Source organism: Vibrio nomapromontoriensis (assembly GCF_050337205.1).
GTDB classification, from domain to species: domain Bacteria; phylum Pseudomonadota; class Gammaproteobacteria; order Enterobacterales; family Vibrionaceae; genus Vibrio; species Vibrio nomapromontoriensis.
In genome coordinates this window covers 358,169-373,377 of the sequence record NZ_JAKJSS010000007.1, presented here as the reverse complement: position 1 = coordinate 373,377, position 15,209 = coordinate 358,169, and the positions used below count along the sequence as shown (strand labels likewise).

Here is a 15,209-nt window from a genome sequence, read left to right as displayed (position 1 = left end):
GTCGCTGATGGTTAAGCACGCAGTATTGCTTATTGTATTTCCAGTATTAGTCGCATGCGGGACAATTGTCCGCGGTGTGAGCGATGGTGTCGATGCAATTAACGCTTCTCAAAGCTTTAGGCAAGGACGATTCGGTGCGCTAACCGAAGAAGAGCTTGCGTGGGCAAGCACAGCATGGAAATACATCGAAAATAATACTCAACTGCAAACTGGATTAGTTAATGGCATCGATAATTTTCCTTCCACTAACATGTCTGGGATTTCAGATTACCTCATTGCCTTATTAGCGGCAAAAGAGTTCGAGTTTATTTCAAACAAGCAGTACGACGAACGATTGACGCTTGTACTCACTTTCCTCAATGACATGAATTTAAGCATCGGTCAGATCCCAAACAAGGTTTACCATACACAAACCGGCCAGATGACCGATTATGGTTTACAACCCAAAGACATTGGCTGGTCGTCCCTTGATGTTGGCCGTTTGTTGATCACGCTTGCTATGGTAAAGCAATATTCACCGGAATTTTCAGAGTATGTTGATAAAGCCGTGTTGCGATGGAATTTTTGTGAGCTCATAAATGAAGACGGTGAGCTATTTGGCGGCGCTATCTTTGACGGTAATGTCACGCGATACAAAGAGGGGCGCTTAGGGGTAGAGGAGTATACTTCATACGGGTATTTAGATTGGCAAGTCGTACCTTACAAAGCGATGCGTATAGACCCTTATGACGTTGCGACGATTTACGGCATTGACCTTTTATTTGACGGTCGAGATCCTCGTGATTTTGATGTGTTAAGACCTGTCTATAGCACACCTTACCTATGGATGGGTTTGGAATTTAATTGGGATAAGATCGACGACCGAACCTCTTCTGATGCGACGCATACTGATGAAGTGATGTCGGCGATGGCGGACTCACTTTACCGGGTGCAAGAAGCGCGCTGGGATGTTGATAGAATTTATACCGCGCGTGGTGATCATGTGGTCTCTGGCGACCCTTATTTCGTCTATGACGCTGTTTATGCCCTTGGAACTCCATGGATAACGGTCGCAGAAGATGGCAGTTCCCATGACCTATTAGCGTTAGTATCAACAAGGGTCGCATTTCAGATGTGGGCGCTTTGGAAAACGGATTATACCGATCGTTTAATGATTTTGGTAAAGGAACTCTACGATCCTCAACGGGGTTGGTATGAAGGCCGGTACGAGCGCAATAGTAAGTATGAGAAAAGTATTACCCTTAAAACAAATGCAGGGGTACTGGAGGCGTTACTCTATAAAAAGAAAGGAAAGCTCTACCAGCCTAAAGGGGATCGAGAATATCGAGATGTTCAATTTGATTCGCGTTTTTACCACCCAGGTAAGTGCTTGACGGAGACCTTTGATGACTATGATTAGAGCTGGTTTTTTAATTCTAGTGCTCGCGTTTAATGGATTAATGGTCTGTAACTTTGCTAATGCGGCAGTGCAAGATGTCGACTTAAGAATTTTTAGTAAACCGACGTTGTTGGCTGGTAATGGAAGGTATAAACAAGCGGCTGAGCAATATCACCGACTGAGTATTCAAATTTTGGCGTCAGAGTCTAAGTTAGGCACAGAAAAAATGTGGCAATATGCAGGCCTTGCTGAAGTACTGGCAACGGTATGTGCTAATTTAGATAATGATGCAAAAGCGTATGAGTATTGGGCGAATAGCGTCCGATACTTGTTAACGGGAGGGACTGACTGGACTCAAATGCAACAATATCTGCATCAGCAAAATGAGCAAGCCAATACTCAGCTTCTCACGCAAATGCAAACGATCGATGTTGCGGGAGGCTATGATCAATCTTGGGAGCAGGATGCCGCTGTATTACAAGTGTGGCAGGAAAAACTAAACCTGTTTGTTTTTTCAGGCCCTAGAGCAGGGATGGCCGTCTCACCATCCGCTCTTCCTATTCAGCCACAAGTGCGGCGACCTGCTTCACAGGTTCCTGCCCAAGTGGCGCCGGGGCAAAGAAAACTCAATGGATTAGAGTCTAATTTTTCACAGTCTTCGTCTTTCGTTCCAACCGAAGTTGCTCCTGTCGCTCCTGTTGTTGCTGTTGAAAGCAAGGATACCAAAGCGGCGGCGGACCCGGTATCAACAAGTACTCCTACGCTAAATATTCCCCGCACCAATAGGCATTTAATTCAAGGTACAATCTCGCCACAGGCTGCAATTACAGATAATGAAGTGACGATTGCGACACCTATTGAAGCGTTTGATTATGAACAAGCAGAAACGGCTCATAATGAACGTTCAATGCCCAAAGTAACAGAAGATAAAGGGCAGCAGCCAGAGGCAGCGTCACAGTTGCAAAAAGCCAATATTGGTACTGAAACGAATCAAGGCGTAGAAGCGATACAGAGGCGAAGCTTCGCACCGATAACAGAATAACTATCGATAAATTGGTTGGTGTGGTTAGTAATCGTCAACGTTCCGACCTCGTATAAGATTAATGTGGGACAATTTCTTGATAACACGAAGATAAATCCTAGTTTGCTTTCGTTACGTACATTTCGTTCCGTGAACGCGAGGCAAAGGATATGACCCAAAAACATCAACGACAAAGCGCAACAAAACTTCTTCGACACTCTAGCCAGCATTTCGACCTCACTGATAACGAGCACCAAAAGCAATTATTGAGTTTAGCTGAGCAGCTAGATTCATTGACCTTGCTTTCAGTCGAGCAACTTAAACAGTTAGCAATTGACGAGCAGGCTCCCTTAGAGTTTCGTCTTGCGGTTAAATTGGTGGATTCAAAGCGTTACATGAGACAAATAACTAAGCCGATATCCGTTGGTGTGGTGTTTGCGATGTGGGGTGAACATAATCGCCTCAATCCCAAGTCAGCTCATAATCCAAATGGTGAGGATTCTCTGCGTGCCAAAATCGACCAACTTAATTGGGTAACACAAGGTAGTCCGGTTTCTTGGCGGTTGTATCCTATTGATGATGGCTGTCCACATGGTAGTGCGGAAATAGCAAGAGGCATTAGCATTACAAGTGAATCGAGTAAGCAAATAAGGGTTTCCTGTCTAGAAGACTACGTCGCGACTGGGGCAGGACCATTAGCGAACTTACATAGCGCAGACGATTCACGTAAGGGGGGGGCGATTATACTCGGCTGTATGAAGGCCGTTGAGAACAACGTTGATGTGGTTGTTTACACAGATGCTGACAATTCAGTGCATCTTGGGCAGCTTGGTTTGTTGTTGCGACCGTACTTAGAGCAAGGAAAACACGTCATCCTTGGTAATAGGAAACACCCAGATTCGATATTGGTGAAACAAGAGGAACGTTGGGGAGTGGGGATTAAGACGTTGAGGCACATGCAAAGAATGATCGGTAAACAGATCTTCTCTCAGGGCATTAAAGATACTCAAGCGGCGTTTAAATTGTACTCCAGAGAGGCGTTAACAAAAATTTTGGAACGACCGACGGTTTATGACTTTTCGTTCGATACTGACTGGATATTGGCGGCAATGGAATACAACAAGCCAATTACTACCGTGCCGTTTGCATTCATTGACTCAGCCGCTGAATCCGCCTCGATAGTACAAGGACCAATGACGACATGGTTTACTTTGTTAGAAGGCTTGGTGAAAGCAGCGCGCGCTCGTCAGGCGAGTTACAGCCGTGAAATGGCAACGGTATTTGATGAAGAAATTCATTCACACAAAGACTTAGAGTTGCTCATCGATATTCTTCCACCAGAGCTTGAGACGGCAACAGACGCTAACCTTGGAGATCCACAGCTGATGTCACCACAAAAAATGCGTGAGTGGATCCAACGAGCGAAAATCTCACGACCTGCGGCAATTTCCTAGTGAACCCTCGAAGTACAAAGCCAAGTATTGTTGTACTTCGAGCGCGTCAGTTAGTCGAATTATGCTGACTTATCGTTGTATTGCAGCAATGATATTAATGATTCGAGATAATGAATAGTTAATTGGTCGGAAGATAAATTGGGGAATTCAAGGGTAATACAAGGGAGTGTTTGCTCTTTACACCAGCTACCAAATGATCCGGGAGTGTCGTAACCAATATCGGTGACAAGTGGTAGTTGAAAGCGAGTGGACAACCAGCGGCCTAATAGGGAGTCCTCAGGATCATCTACGCATGCGAGTGGTTCATGCAGTGAAACAACAAAGTGCGGCTTTCTGGTTTCAATGAGGTGAATGATAGCGGCTATCTCTGGTTCCAATATGGCTTCTTGTCCGGTCCGTATATTGACATCGCGTTGGGCGTTGTTGGTGGTCCAACGGTAGACTGTGCCATTTTTGCACCAATTTTGCGTGGGAAATGCACGGTTTAAATCGACTTGGTTAGCATTGGCCCGTGTCCCTAATTGGTGGCCATCAGGATTGATAGATAACACAACATCATGACGAAGATGTTCAGGTCGCATGCTTCTTAGAGCTGCAGATAATGCCGCCACTGATCCGGTTTCATCGCCGTGAGTTCCTGCAATAATCAACCCCTTGCGTCTGGAAGGTATCTGCGTGGGGAAAAACTGTAACGGGGCATTGTAAACGCTGTGACCAAATGGTTCTGGTTGGATTAAAAATTGCGCGCGCTGAGGTCGGGGAATTCGCGTTGTTAGCGGGAGTGATGGATCTGTTGACGATGAACAGCCATCTTTCGAGTTATCTTGCACCGTTACTGTATGTTGCTTGGGTATGTTCTGAAATGACATAGACTACCTCGAAACGCATTACTTGGAATAACCTCACGGCTTTATGGGTTTGCCTGTGATAAAAGTGGTGGGTAAGTTTGTTAATTATAACTTATCTCAGCTCATACGATCGTCTGCTGGTTTTGAACCCTCGTATGAACAATAAATATACATGGAATGTTGGATACGTCTCTATGAAAAATAACAGTAAACGTCAGAGGGTGTCAGTGACCCCGCTTATATTCTTATCGGCTTTCACCACTCTTGTTCCTTCTATTGCCCATACAGCGCAGCTACCTAAGCAGGTGCAACTAGCTACTACTCAACATGTTGTGAGAGGCAATGACGCTGAAGTGGCGACCTTGGACCCTGCAAAGGCAGAGGGTTTACCTGAAATGCATGTTATTCGGGATCTTTTTGAGGGCTTAGTGATTCAAGATGCCGATGGGAATGTGGTGCCTGGCGTCGCAAAGTCGTGGGAAACAAAGGATAACAAAACGTTTATTTTTCACCTTCGCTCAGATGCCAAATGGTCAAACGGAGACCCAGTCGTCGCTTCTGATTTCGTCTTCGCATTAAAGCGGGCTGCTGATCCAGCAACTGCTTCGCCTAATGGCTGGTATTTGAAAATGACGAAGATTAATAATATCGCAATGATCTTAAATGGCGAGAAACCGGTGTCAGAACTTGGCGTTAAGGCGATTGATGACCAAACTCTCGAGTTTACACTCGACAGTGCTGTGCCTTATTTTGTGGCGATGACGGGGCATACGTCGATGATGCCTATTCATCAAGCATCGATGAAAACAAATGGTGATAAGTGGGCCCGTGCTGGTGTACTAGTGTCAAACGGGGCGTTCACGTTAAAGCAGTGGGTTGTGAATGAGCGTATTGAACTCGCGAGAAATAGTGAGTATTGGGATAATTCAAACACAGTGTTAAATGCGGTGACGTTCATTCCGTTCGAAAGCCAAACCGCGGCGATGAATCGTTATATGACAGGCGAGGTAGATATTACTTCGGATGTTCCTGCTCAGATGGCAGAAAAGTTGAAAAATGAACAACAAGAGGCGTATAAAGTCGTGCCGCTATTGTGCACTTATTACTACGCCTTTAATACAACTCGAGCCCCTTTTAATGACGAACGAGTTCGCAAGGCGGTGTCTTACACGATTATGAGAGATGTGATAACCAATGGTATTACACAGGTCGGTAATATTCCCGCTTATACGTTTTCACACCAATACGTAGCGGGGTTTAGTGCAACTCAACCAGAATATAGCCGTTGGACGCAAAAGCAACGAGATCAACAAGCCCAGCAGTGGTTAGCTGAAGCAGGCTATGGGGTCGATAAGCCGTTAGAGGCTAAGCTGCTTTATAATACCAGTGAAAGTAATAAATCCATCGCCGTTGCTATCTCTTCAATGATGAAAAAGAACTTAGGTGCCAAGGTAGAACTAGAAAATCAAGAGTGGAAATCTTACCTGGTTGCGCGTCGAGAAGGCGATTTTGATATTTTACGAACCTCATGGTGTGGCGATTACAACGAAGCCTCCACATTCTTATCTTTGATGACGTCAGATAGCGCTGGTAATCGCGCATTCTATAAGAGTGATGCTTACGATAAGCAGATCAGTAGTGCGTTACTGGCGACGGATAGTGAAGTACGTAATCAACACTACGATCAAGCGGAATCTATTTTGGTGAAAGATATGCCAATAGCCCCAATTTATTACTATATGCAGGCAAGATTGGTTCGCCCAACCATTGGAGGGTTTCCCGTTAATAACGTAGAGGGGCGGATATACTCAAAGGATTTATACGTATTGGCTCAGTGAGTGAGCATTGAAAGAAAAGGATGCCGTTGGCATCCTTTTTTACGTCTAAGCCATAGTTTCTAACTTACTTAATTTAAGACAGAATAATCAGTATGGTGCCGGCGAGGGTCATTAATATATTCGCAATGGCATAAGTACCGGCATAGCCAAGCGCTGGGATGGTTGACCGCGCATGTTCGTTTACTACATCCATCGCAGGAGCACATGTTCTCGCTCCGACAATAGCACCGATAAGAAGCGCGCGATTCATCTTCAAGAAGTACGCGCCAACTAGATAGGCGAGCACAACAGGCACTACGCTGACTAAGAATGCGATAACAATCACTTGCGGGCCAACTTGAGTTAAGTGCTCAAACATTTTACCGCCCGCGCTTAACCCGATTCCAACCATGAAAAACATCAGCCCCAGATCTTTGACCATATTGAGGGCACCTTGTGGCACGTAACCAAAAGTAGGGTGATTTGCCCGGAGGAAACCAAGTGTGATGCCTGAAAGTAACAGCCCAACAGCATTGCCTAAACCAAATGATACCTGACCAAATGTCATGGTTATCAAACCAAACATGATGCCTAAAATGAAGAAGCTGCAAAATGCAAGCAGGTCTGCCATTTGGCTATGTATGGAGATAAAACCTACTTTTTCAGCAAGCCCTAATACGCGGCTTTTCTCGCCACTGACTTGTAAAATATCACCTTTAGCAAGAACGATATTAGCGTCCATCGGCATTTCGATTTGAGCGCGAACAACACGGTTTAGAAAACAGCCAAACTCTGACAAGTTAAGATTTGATAAACTCTTTCCTGCAATATTATCACTCTTAACAACAATCTCTTCTTCAACAATGCGAAGGTCAAGTAGGTTACGATCAAACACTTCTTTGCCATTTCTAAAGCTTGGGTCCAAACGTGCATGACTGTCAGGGAAACCGACAAGTGCTATTTCATCGCCTTCTTGTAAAATCGCATCTCCGTCAGGGTGGGCAAGGATACCATTACGACGAATTCGTTCGATATAACAACCCGTTTGACGATAGATGCCAAGCTCACGGAGGTTTTTGCCGTCAGTCCAGTCAATTAACTCTTGACCCACTCGGTAGGCACGAATAATTGGAAGATAAACCTTACGTTGACCAGACCCGCCAAGACCGCGTTCTTGAGCAATTTGTTGGGCAGAATCGTGCAGGTTTTGCTTTTGCAGTTTTGGCAAGAGTTTGGCCAGCATAATCATACTGATGAGGCCAATCAAATAAGCCATTGCATAACCTACTGAAAGGTTTTCCAACACTAGACCAAAATCCATACCACGTGGAATGGTCGCCAAACCTGAATTTAGCGCGTCTTGTGCGCCAACGAGTACCGGCGTTGCAGTGAGAGCGCCCGCCATGACACCAGCAGATAGTCCGTAATCTAACCCTAAGTAATGACTGGCAAAATAGGTCACCGTTAATGCCGTGACCAGCACCACTAAACTTAGGATAAGGTAGTGTTTGCCATCTCTAAAGAAGATACCAAAAAAGTTTGGACCTGCTTCAATACCGACACAGTAGATAAATAGCATAAATCCGATGGTGAGCGCTTCGGCATTAAATGAGAATCCGAGGTGTCCCATGACCAATGAGGCAATTAATACACCGATGGAATTACCGAGCTGAAGACTTCCGAAGCGAATTTTGCCAAATGCAAGGCCAATCGCTAAGGCGACGAAAATAAGGAGGATAGGGTTTTGATCTAACAATTGTACTACGTCAATGTTCACTGTAGCGACTCGAAGCAACGAAGTTGAGTGGGTTATAAAGTGTGGCGATTGTAGCGGAAATAATCAAAAAGATAAGTGATTTTTTTTAAGTTTGACCATTAGATTACATATTGTGTGGATTCTCTGACTTATCCGTAGGGGGTCAATAGTGATTTGGTATAGCTTTGTAGCAATATTGATATAGATCCCAATAAAAAAACCAACTCAAGAGAGTTGGCTTTATGCACGATTCTTTCAACTATACTGTTGATTAGACAGTGAGTTACTCGTCGAAAAGGCCTAGATTTTCTTTTGCGTACGCTTCAAATTCTGTACAACCACCAATGTGGTCTTGATCGATAAAAATTTGAGGAACGGTTTCAACTGGCTTACCAACGGTTTTTTCTAGGTCAGCTTTAGAGATGCCTTCCGCGTGGATGTCAACATAGCGGAAGTTGAAATCGTCGCGTTTTGCTTTTAACGTTTCTGCATGCTCTTTTGCACGAACACAGAATGGACAACCTGGACGACCAAAAATTACGACAAACATTGACTTTCTCCTTGAAGATTAAATTCTTACTAAGCACTAGGAGTTTGATTAACTCGGCTCTTATAGTGTATTGACAATAACTATGCCTTAAGATGAAAAGGAAATAAAGCCGGAAATACCACTCACTATCATAGGCAAAACCTATTAGTACATATGTTAGTCAGTTTGCAAGTTCAATTGGTTACTTTATGTTGTGACTCATACCGAAATTGCGAATTTAAAAATGGGTAAAACGTATGTTGATTGGTTTATATCAATTTTTCATCCCTTAGGTCACGGCATGCTATTAGTGGCTTATAACTCTCATGTGTTTTTACTATCGATAGGGCTCGCAATTTGAGACACCACTTTTTCAACGTTGTATTTTGAACTTCAACGACACTGCGCTTTAGGTTTTGGCATCGGATGAACCATCTACGTGCCGGGGCTTAAGTTTCTAGCATAGAAGCTGAATCGACAATGGTGTGATGGTGAGCTTGACGATATACCGAAAGGATATTGGTATGTTTCAGTTTATGACTTCGAGTCGTATCATATTTGGCGAAGGGGCTTTGCAATCGTCTCTCTCTATCATTAACCAATTTGGCTACAGCGTATTACTGGTAACGGGGCAGGATAGGCAGCGTGCTGAACCTGTCATTCACTATCTTCACAGTCAAAATATGCGTTATCAACATGTCGCAATCTGTGGAGAGCCCAATATAACCATGGTTGAAGAAACGGCGATTATGGGCCGCCGCTTCAAGCCTGATATGGTGATCGCCATTGGGGGGGGCAGTGTTCTCGATATGGGTAAAGCGCTTGCCGCCATTATCCCCAACCAAGGTGATGTTTATGACTATGTTGAGGTCGTGGGGAGAAATGTGCCGCTAAAGACAAAACCTATCCCAATGATTGCGATTCCGACCACCGCGAGTACAGGGGCAGAAGTGACGAAAAATGCGGTACTAAAATCAGGACAAGATAAGGTAAAAGTGAGTTTGCGCAGTCCTGATATGTTGCCTGATGTCGCGATTGTTGATCCGGTACTGACTTATGGCACGGATGCTTATACCTCTGGAAGAGGGGCAATGGATGCGTTTACCCATCTAATGGAAGCCTATGTCTGTGGCGAGCCCAATCCGCTTACCGATATGGTCTGTGAGGAAGGGTTAAGAAGGTTAAGCCAGTCAATTATTTCAGGCTGTAAGCAAGATAACCCGAAAGCACGCGCGGACCTCTCCTTTGCCGCCATGCTTGGTGGTATTGCGATTACTAATGCTAAGCTCGGAGCGGCACATGGGCTTGCCTCTGCGTTAGGCGGGAAAATTACCGCGCCCCATAGTGTTATCACCGCGCAACTTGCTCCACATGTCATGGCTGAAAACGTTAAAGCGGCAAAGCGGGCTGGCCGTAGTGATGTGTTGAATCGTTATCGTCAGATTGCTCAGATTCTAACGTCACGATCAGACGCAACGATTGAAGATGGGATTATATGGGTGACAATGATTTTGGAGCGCTTGGAGTTGCCTAAATTATCCGATTTTGGGGTTTGTCATACATCGTTTGATGTCGTTGCTGCAGATGCAATGAAATCTGTTGCCATTAAAGGCAACCCGTTACCATTAACCGTCGATCGATTAGAGCATATTTTAAATCAGGTATGTCAGTGTCATTGTGACTCGAGAGATCGCATCACAGAAGAACAAGCGCAGGTGGAGTATAGAAATAATCCAATTGAAACCGATTAGGGATGAGAAGTGATAAAAAAAGAGAGGTGTTAGCCTCTCTTTTTTATGTTTTGTTGTCAGCAGCCTTAAAAATTAGGCAGCTTATCGTAGCGAGAGTCCTTTAGGACTTCTTTGACACGTTTCAGGTTGTCTCTGAAGCGACTACCACGTCGTAGGGTAAAGCCAGTAGCAAGGACATCGATAATAGTCATTTGCACTACACGGCTAGCCATTGGCATGTAAACATCCGTGTCTTCAGGTACGTCAACCGTAATAGAAAGCGAGCTGGCTTTATCAAGGGGAGAGTCTTTAGCCGTAATCGCAATCACCGTCGCACCATTTTCACGAGCAAGATGCGCAATTTCTACCTGACTCTTTGTTCGACCTGTATGTGAAATAAGGACAATAACGTCGTTATCTGAACAGTTGATACAGCTCATTCTTTGCATCACTACGTCTTCATAGCACGAAATTGGGATGTTGAAGCGAATAAATTTATTTTGTGCATCTCGAGCAACAGAAGACGACGCACCGAGCCCGAAAAATGAGATTCTTTTCGCTTGTGTTAGTAGGTCAACCGCACGGTTGATCTGCATTGAGTCTAAGCTATTTTTTGCCACATCCAAGCACGCCATCGTTGATTCAAAGATCTTATGGGTGTAGGCGTCAGGACCATCATCTTCCTCAACATTTCTATTGACGTATGGCGTGCCGTTCGCAAGGCTTTGAGCTAAATGCAGTTTAAAGTCAGGGAAACCTTTTGTATCGAGTCGTCGACAAAAACGGTTTACCGTCGGTTCACTGACATCAGCCATTTTAGCTAAAGTGGCAATGCTAGAGTGAATGGCAGTCTGGGGAGATGCCATTATAACTTCAGCTACCTTTCTTTCAGATTTGCTGAAATTTTCTAAGTTCTTTTGGATTTTCTCTAATGTATTCATAGTGTTCACAGGGTAAAGAGAACATCTTGTTAGCGCATAATAGTTTGATAAGGAACCATCGATCTTGGGGTAGATTAGTGGGTTCTCAACCAATATCGAGTTTTTTAGCGACTTTCGACGCGCGCTAACTCCATAAGTTCAGTATAAACGAACAAGCCAGTCAGCTGTAACAAAAGGTCACATGAAATCTTTAGAATATGACAGGCATCAAACAAAATTCTGGAAGAAAAAAACAAATGGATAAAAAATAAGCGAAAATGGTGCTTTTCTAGCCCGTTTCAGCCGTATTAGCGCCACAAAATAGAAATAAAATTTCATAACGTGAGCATTGCACTTGGTTTCTTCTAAATTTGCGGTGTTACGCTGCGATGCATCAGTTTGTTGAATGATGCTGCGCAGAGTTAATCTGCTTCGCGAGACGTTCGATCTGTGTGATCAAGCTCGCGCCACTGTTTTGTGCTATCTCACGCTGTTCTTGTAACACGGCTCTTAGAACGTCCGTTGAGGTCAGTGGATTCGCTAACACTACACGGAAAACAATGGTATTAAGTTCATTCCATCGAGTTGGGTTCAATTGTGTGCGAGACACAAAAGAGCGTCCGGTTTCGCGTTGTTTCTTCTGGATAAGCTTAGTCAGCTCATTCAAAAGCGAATGAATGCGAGTGACTTGTTCAGGCGTCGCATTGTTTAATGCTTGCTTGGCAGACTCTGGAACATAACGATACGTCAATAAGCACAGCTCAGGTTTGGACACTAATTCAAAGTCGTGTTGTTTATCGATCAATTCAGCAAAGAATTTCGCTTTTTCTATACTCTGATTAATCAGCAATTCATATCCAGGACGGCTAATAATATGCATCGCTGCATACACGAGCATGGCCATACCGGAACGAGAACCTTCTAATGTGTGACTTCCGAGATCTTTTGATCCTTTGCGAAGTATATACTGAGCATGATGTTCAATACTTTTCATGGCATCGGGCTTTTTGAAAAGCACCATGCCAGCGCCCATTGGAATGTAGAGTTGTTTATGTGCGTCTATCGTGACTGAGTCGGCAAGTTCAATACCATCAAGCAAATGGCGATACTTGTCAGACATCAAGGTTGCACCACCCCATGCGGCATCAACGTGAAAATGACACTGTTCCAGTGCACAGATTTGAGCGATATCACGTAATGGGTCTACGTGGCCTGTTTCTGTTGTACCTGCGACACCAATAACAGCAAACGGCTTGATGCGTTGCTGATTTAACTGTTTAAACTTTAGCTGCAAGTCTTTAGGGCAAATTCGGTTGTTACTGTCAGTCTTTACGGCAACTAGGCCTTCTTGACCAATTCCAAGAATGTCAGCGGCTTTTTTCAGCGAATAGTGACCACGCTCCGACACCAAAATGGCAAGCCCTTCATAGCCGAAGTGTTTCATGGCTTTGAACAAACCTTCTTGTTCAACACCTTTAAATTCGCCGTCGGCTCTTAAGGCGTTGTTTCGTGCGACCCAAAGCGCGGTAATGTTGGCGATAGTCCCACCAGAGCAGAAAGCGCCCAAGGAATGGTTAGCACTGTGCATCCAGCGCTGATAGAAAGGTTGATCTTGTGAATAGATAAGCTTATGAAGCATGCCAAGCACTTGACGCTCCAATGGCGTAAACGCTTTTGAAGTCTCTATTTTTACAAGGTTTTGATTCAACGCGATCATTATTTTCGATAGCGGCATCAAAAAATAGGGCAGGGCTGATGTCATATGGCCAATGAAGCTTGGCGACGATGTATGTACTGAATGAGAAACCAGCGTGTCTAATAAGTGCTGCGTATGCTCTGAAACGAATTCAGGCTGTTCGGGAATAACAGCACTAGAGAAATCTTTTTCAATTTCATAAAGCGGTTTTTCTTCGGCCACAATATGCTCTCGCAAAAACTCATTAAGGTTTCGCGATAAGCTTTCTTCGATTTGTGTCAGCGTTGAATCTGGTCCTTCAGGGATAGTGAATATGCGAAGAAGGCTCTCAAAGCTGACGTTAGCAATTTTTTGCTCAGATACCATATCGTAATCTACTAATATTCCATTGGTGCAAGCGGCACAATCTAAACCAATTAAACGAGAATGTCTTCCAATAATTGAAATGAGAACTAAAGTTTCACCGTGCTACAGATAAAATGGTTAGGTTTTGGCTGATTCAGAAGCAAAAGCTGGCGAAAAAACCAGCTTTTGAGGTGGAGCGCTATTTACAACGGGTTGCTTCGACTTTAGTAATCGCATCGTTGTACTTATTAAGTGCGGAGTCAATTTTCTTTGGGTGGCTAAGCAAGTCTGCGAAGGCACTGCGCAATTCATAATTTTGCTGATGTGGTGTTGCTTGACGGTCGGCGAAGCTTGTCGCGGCGATCTTTCCAAGCTCGTCATTGCGTTGAGATAGTGTTTTGATATCTTTTTGCTCTAGCTGCAGCCAACTTTCAATTGGACGCTCTGTTGATACTTTATTTTGGTCATTTTCAAGGTAGTAATGTACCGCCGCTCGATTGAGTTCAAAGTGGTTTTTACGACCTTCTAAAAACCATTGGCTGACATCTTGTAATTCAGGGTATTGCTCAGTTGTAAGAGTGATAAGGTCTTGATACCAGTTAATGGATGCATCGATATAGGCATCATATTTACCGGAAAGGCATTGAGTATCTGCAGCAAGCGAAGAGAATGAAGTTGTTGCTAGCATCATAGCGGCAAGCCATTTTTTCATTGTTAGGTCCTTTAAATGGGCTGAATTTGATTAATTATAATTATTAGAACGCGAGGAGTATAACGACTTTACGCCGAAAAACCTGCGATCTAACTTCCAAGAGAAACAAAGAACAGCATTAAAATCGGCACTAATAAGCTGAGAATAAACCCGCTGACAATAGCAACAGGCACGCACTTCACGCCTCCAGTACTTTGAATTACGGGTAGAGTAAAGTCCATTGCCGTAGCACCAGCGTAGCCTATGGCAGTACTTGGTTTTTTCTGAATGAAAAGGGGTATAAAGACGAGCGCCACCAATTCTCTTAGTAACTCTATCATGAAGGAAGCACCGCCAAAGACGGGACCAAATGCATCGCCCATTAAAATACCAGCAAGAGAATACCAGCCAAACCCTGATGCCATAGCTAGCCCTTGATAAGCAGGGATTTCGAGTAGCCATGCTGCTAATAAGCCACCAATGAGTGAGCTTATAATAATAAGAGAAGCGATGGCCATGCCCTGTTTATTCACCAGAATTTGCTTAAGCGATAAGCCACTGTTTCTGAGTTGAATGCCAATAAAAAAGAGAAGGACAAATAAGATCCATTCACTTGCCGCCTCGACCCAAGCTAAACCAAGTGGGAGCACGAGACCTGCCGCAAGGCCACTTCCAACGACAACAATCAGCTTTAGAGATTCAAGAGCCATGCGAGACAGAGGTAAGTTTGAACTCTTGTTTTCTGACTCAAGCGGTAGGAAGCGATCAACTAAGGGGAGGCACAGTAAGTTACATGCACTAATAATGACAAAGAATGTTACTGTCATTGTAACGATGATCTTTAGATTACTGCCAAAATCCTCAAGCGCAGCTAGGCTCAGTCCCATCAAAAACAAAATGACATAGATGAGCCAAGACGTTGCCTGATTGATTTTTTCGAGCACTTCGATACGAGAGATCGAAAAAAGATAGCCGATTACCAATGGAGCAAAGATAAACAACATGCCGGAGAACATAAGCTCAA

12 protein-coding genes are annotated in these 15,209 nt (G+C 44.1%); 5 read left to right on the top strand and 7 right to left on the bottom strand.

Annotated elements, in window-relative coordinates:
• The first annotated feature begins 7 nt into the window (after positions 1–7).
• From L4D05_RS05805 to L4D05_RS05795, 3 genes are all read left to right on the top strand, one after another.
• On the top strand, positions 8–1,399 hold the full coding sequence (locus tag L4D05_RS05805; RefSeq protein ID WP_428751034.1) for a DUF3131 domain-containing protein: 1,392 nt from the start codon (positions 8–10) through the stop codon (positions 1,397–1,399).
• Positions 1,386–2,420 (top strand): hypothetical protein, encoded by a 1,035-nt coding sequence (locus L4D05_RS05800; protein ID WP_428793305.1) that lies wholly within the window; start codon positions 1,386–1,388, stop codon positions 2,418–2,420. Before L4D05_RS05805 ends, L4D05_RS05800 begins: the two co-directional genes overlap by 14 nt.
• A gap of 149 nt (positions 2,421–2,569) precedes the next feature.
• Positions 2,570–3,853: a glycosyltransferase family protein gene (locus L4D05_RS05795; RefSeq protein WP_428793304.1), complete on the top strand. Its 1,284-nt coding sequence runs from the start codon at positions 2,570–2,572 to the stop codon at positions 3,851–3,853.
• A gap of 59 nt (positions 3,854–3,912) precedes the next feature.
• Here L4D05_RS05795 and mpaA read toward each other — a convergent pair whose 3' ends face one another.
• Complete coding sequence (mpaA, locus tag L4D05_RS05790) at positions 3,913–4,722, bottom strand: murein tripeptide amidase MpaA (RefSeq protein WP_428751031.1); 810 nt, start codon at positions 4,720–4,722, stop codon at positions 3,913–3,915.
• Between the two features lie 173 nt (positions 4,723–4,895).
• Between mpaA and L4D05_RS05785 the strand changes: the two genes are divergently transcribed.
• On the top strand, positions 4,896–6,539 hold the full coding sequence (locus tag L4D05_RS05785; protein ID WP_428751030.1) for an ABC transporter substrate-binding protein: 1,644 nt from the start codon (positions 4,896–4,898) through the stop codon (positions 6,537–6,539).
• A gap of 73 nt (positions 6,540–6,612) precedes the next feature.
• Here L4D05_RS05785 and L4D05_RS05780 read toward each other — a convergent pair whose 3' ends face one another.
• Together L4D05_RS05780 and L4D05_RS05775 are read right to left on the bottom strand one after the other, a co-directional pair.
• Positions 6,613–8,295, bottom strand: coding sequence for an aspartate:alanine antiporter (locus tag L4D05_RS05780; protein ID WP_428751029.1), 1,683 nt, complete (start codon positions 8,293–8,295; stop codon positions 6,613–6,615).
• 262 nt (positions 8,296–8,557) lie between these two features.
• Complete coding sequence (locus L4D05_RS05775; protein WP_102470603.1) at positions 8,558–8,824, bottom strand: GrxA family glutaredoxin; 267 nt, start codon at positions 8,822–8,824, stop codon at positions 8,558–8,560.
• Positions 8,825–9,327: 503 nt separating this feature from the next.
• On the opposite strand from L4D05_RS05775, the gene L4D05_RS05770 reads away from it, so the two are divergent.
• Positions 9,328–10,554 (top strand): iron-containing alcohol dehydrogenase, encoded by a 1,227-nt coding sequence (locus tag L4D05_RS05770; RefSeq protein WP_428793303.1) that lies wholly within the window; start codon positions 9,328–9,330, stop codon positions 10,552–10,554.
• A 65-nt stretch (positions 10,555–10,619) separates the two neighbouring features.
• Here the strand turns inward: L4D05_RS05770 and L4D05_RS05765 are convergent, their stop codons facing one another.
• The 4 genes from L4D05_RS05765 to L4D05_RS05750 form a co-directional block, all read right to left on the bottom strand.
• Positions 10,620–11,474 carry a MurR/RpiR family transcriptional regulator gene (locus L4D05_RS05765; protein WP_428751027.1) on the bottom strand — a complete coding sequence of 285 codons (855 nt, stop codon included), beginning with the start codon at positions 11,472–11,474 and terminating at the stop codon, positions 10,620–10,622.
• A 373-nt stretch (positions 11,475–11,847) separates the two neighbouring features.
• Positions 11,848–13,515, bottom strand: a complete 1,668-nt coding sequence (panP, locus tag L4D05_RS05760; protein WP_428751026.1) for a pyridoxal-dependent aspartate 1-decarboxylase PanP — start codon at positions 13,513–13,515, stop codon at positions 11,848–11,850.
• A gap of 178 nt (positions 13,516–13,693) precedes the next feature.
• Positions 13,694–14,206 (bottom strand): hypothetical protein, encoded by a 513-nt coding sequence (locus tag L4D05_RS05755; protein WP_428751025.1) that lies wholly within the window; start codon positions 14,204–14,206, stop codon positions 13,694–13,696.
• A gap of 89 nt (positions 14,207–14,295) precedes the next feature.
• Entirely contained in the window at positions 14,296–15,201 is a 906-nt protein-coding gene (locus tag L4D05_RS05750) for a LysO family transporter (protein WP_428751024.1), read from the bottom strand.
• Positions 15,202–15,209 lie beyond the last annotated feature (8 nt).

Excerpts from the sequence above, each read along its gene's own strand:
- L4D05_RS05750 (WP_428751024.1), bottom strand. The coding sequence starts at position 15,201 with ATGTTCTCCGGCATGTTGTTTATCTTTGCTCCATTGGTAATCGGCTAT.
- L4D05_RS05770 (WP_428793303.1), top strand. The coding sequence starts at position 9,328 with ATGTTTCAGTTTATGACTTCGAGTCGTATCATATTTGGCGAAGGGGCT.
- panP (WP_428751026.1), bottom strand. The coding sequence starts at position 13,515 with ATGGTATCTGAGCAAAAAATTGCTAACGTCAGCTTTGAGAGCCTTCTT.
- L4D05_RS05795 (WP_428793304.1), top strand. The coding sequence starts at position 2,570 with ATGACCCAAAAACATCAACGACAAAGCGCAACAAAACTTCTTCGACAC.
- mpaA (WP_428751031.1), bottom strand. The coding sequence starts at position 4,722 with ATGTCATTTCAGAACATACCCAAGCAACATACAGTAACGGTGCAAGAT.
- L4D05_RS05765 (WP_428751027.1), bottom strand. The coding sequence starts at position 11,474 with ATGAATACATTAGAGAAAATCCAAAAGAACTTAGAAAATTTCAGCAAA.
- L4D05_RS05785 (WP_428751030.1), top strand. The coding sequence starts at position 4,896 with ATGAAAAATAACAGTAAACGTCAGAGGGTGTCAGTGACCCCGCTTATA.
- L4D05_RS05805 (WP_428751034.1), top strand. The coding sequence starts at position 8 with ATGGTTAAGCACGCAGTATTGCTTATTGTATTTCCAGTATTAGTCGCA.
- L4D05_RS05775 (WP_102470603.1), bottom strand. The coding sequence starts at position 8,824 with ATGTTTGTCGTAATTTTTGGTCGTCCAGGTTGTCCATTCTGTGTTCGT.
- L4D05_RS05800 (WP_428793305.1), top strand. The coding sequence starts at position 1,386 with ATGACTATGATTAGAGCTGGTTTTTTAATTCTAGTGCTCGCGTTTAAT.
- L4D05_RS05755 (WP_428751025.1), bottom strand. The coding sequence starts at position 14,206 with ATGAAAAAATGGCTTGCCGCTATGATGCTAGCAACAACTTCATTCTCT.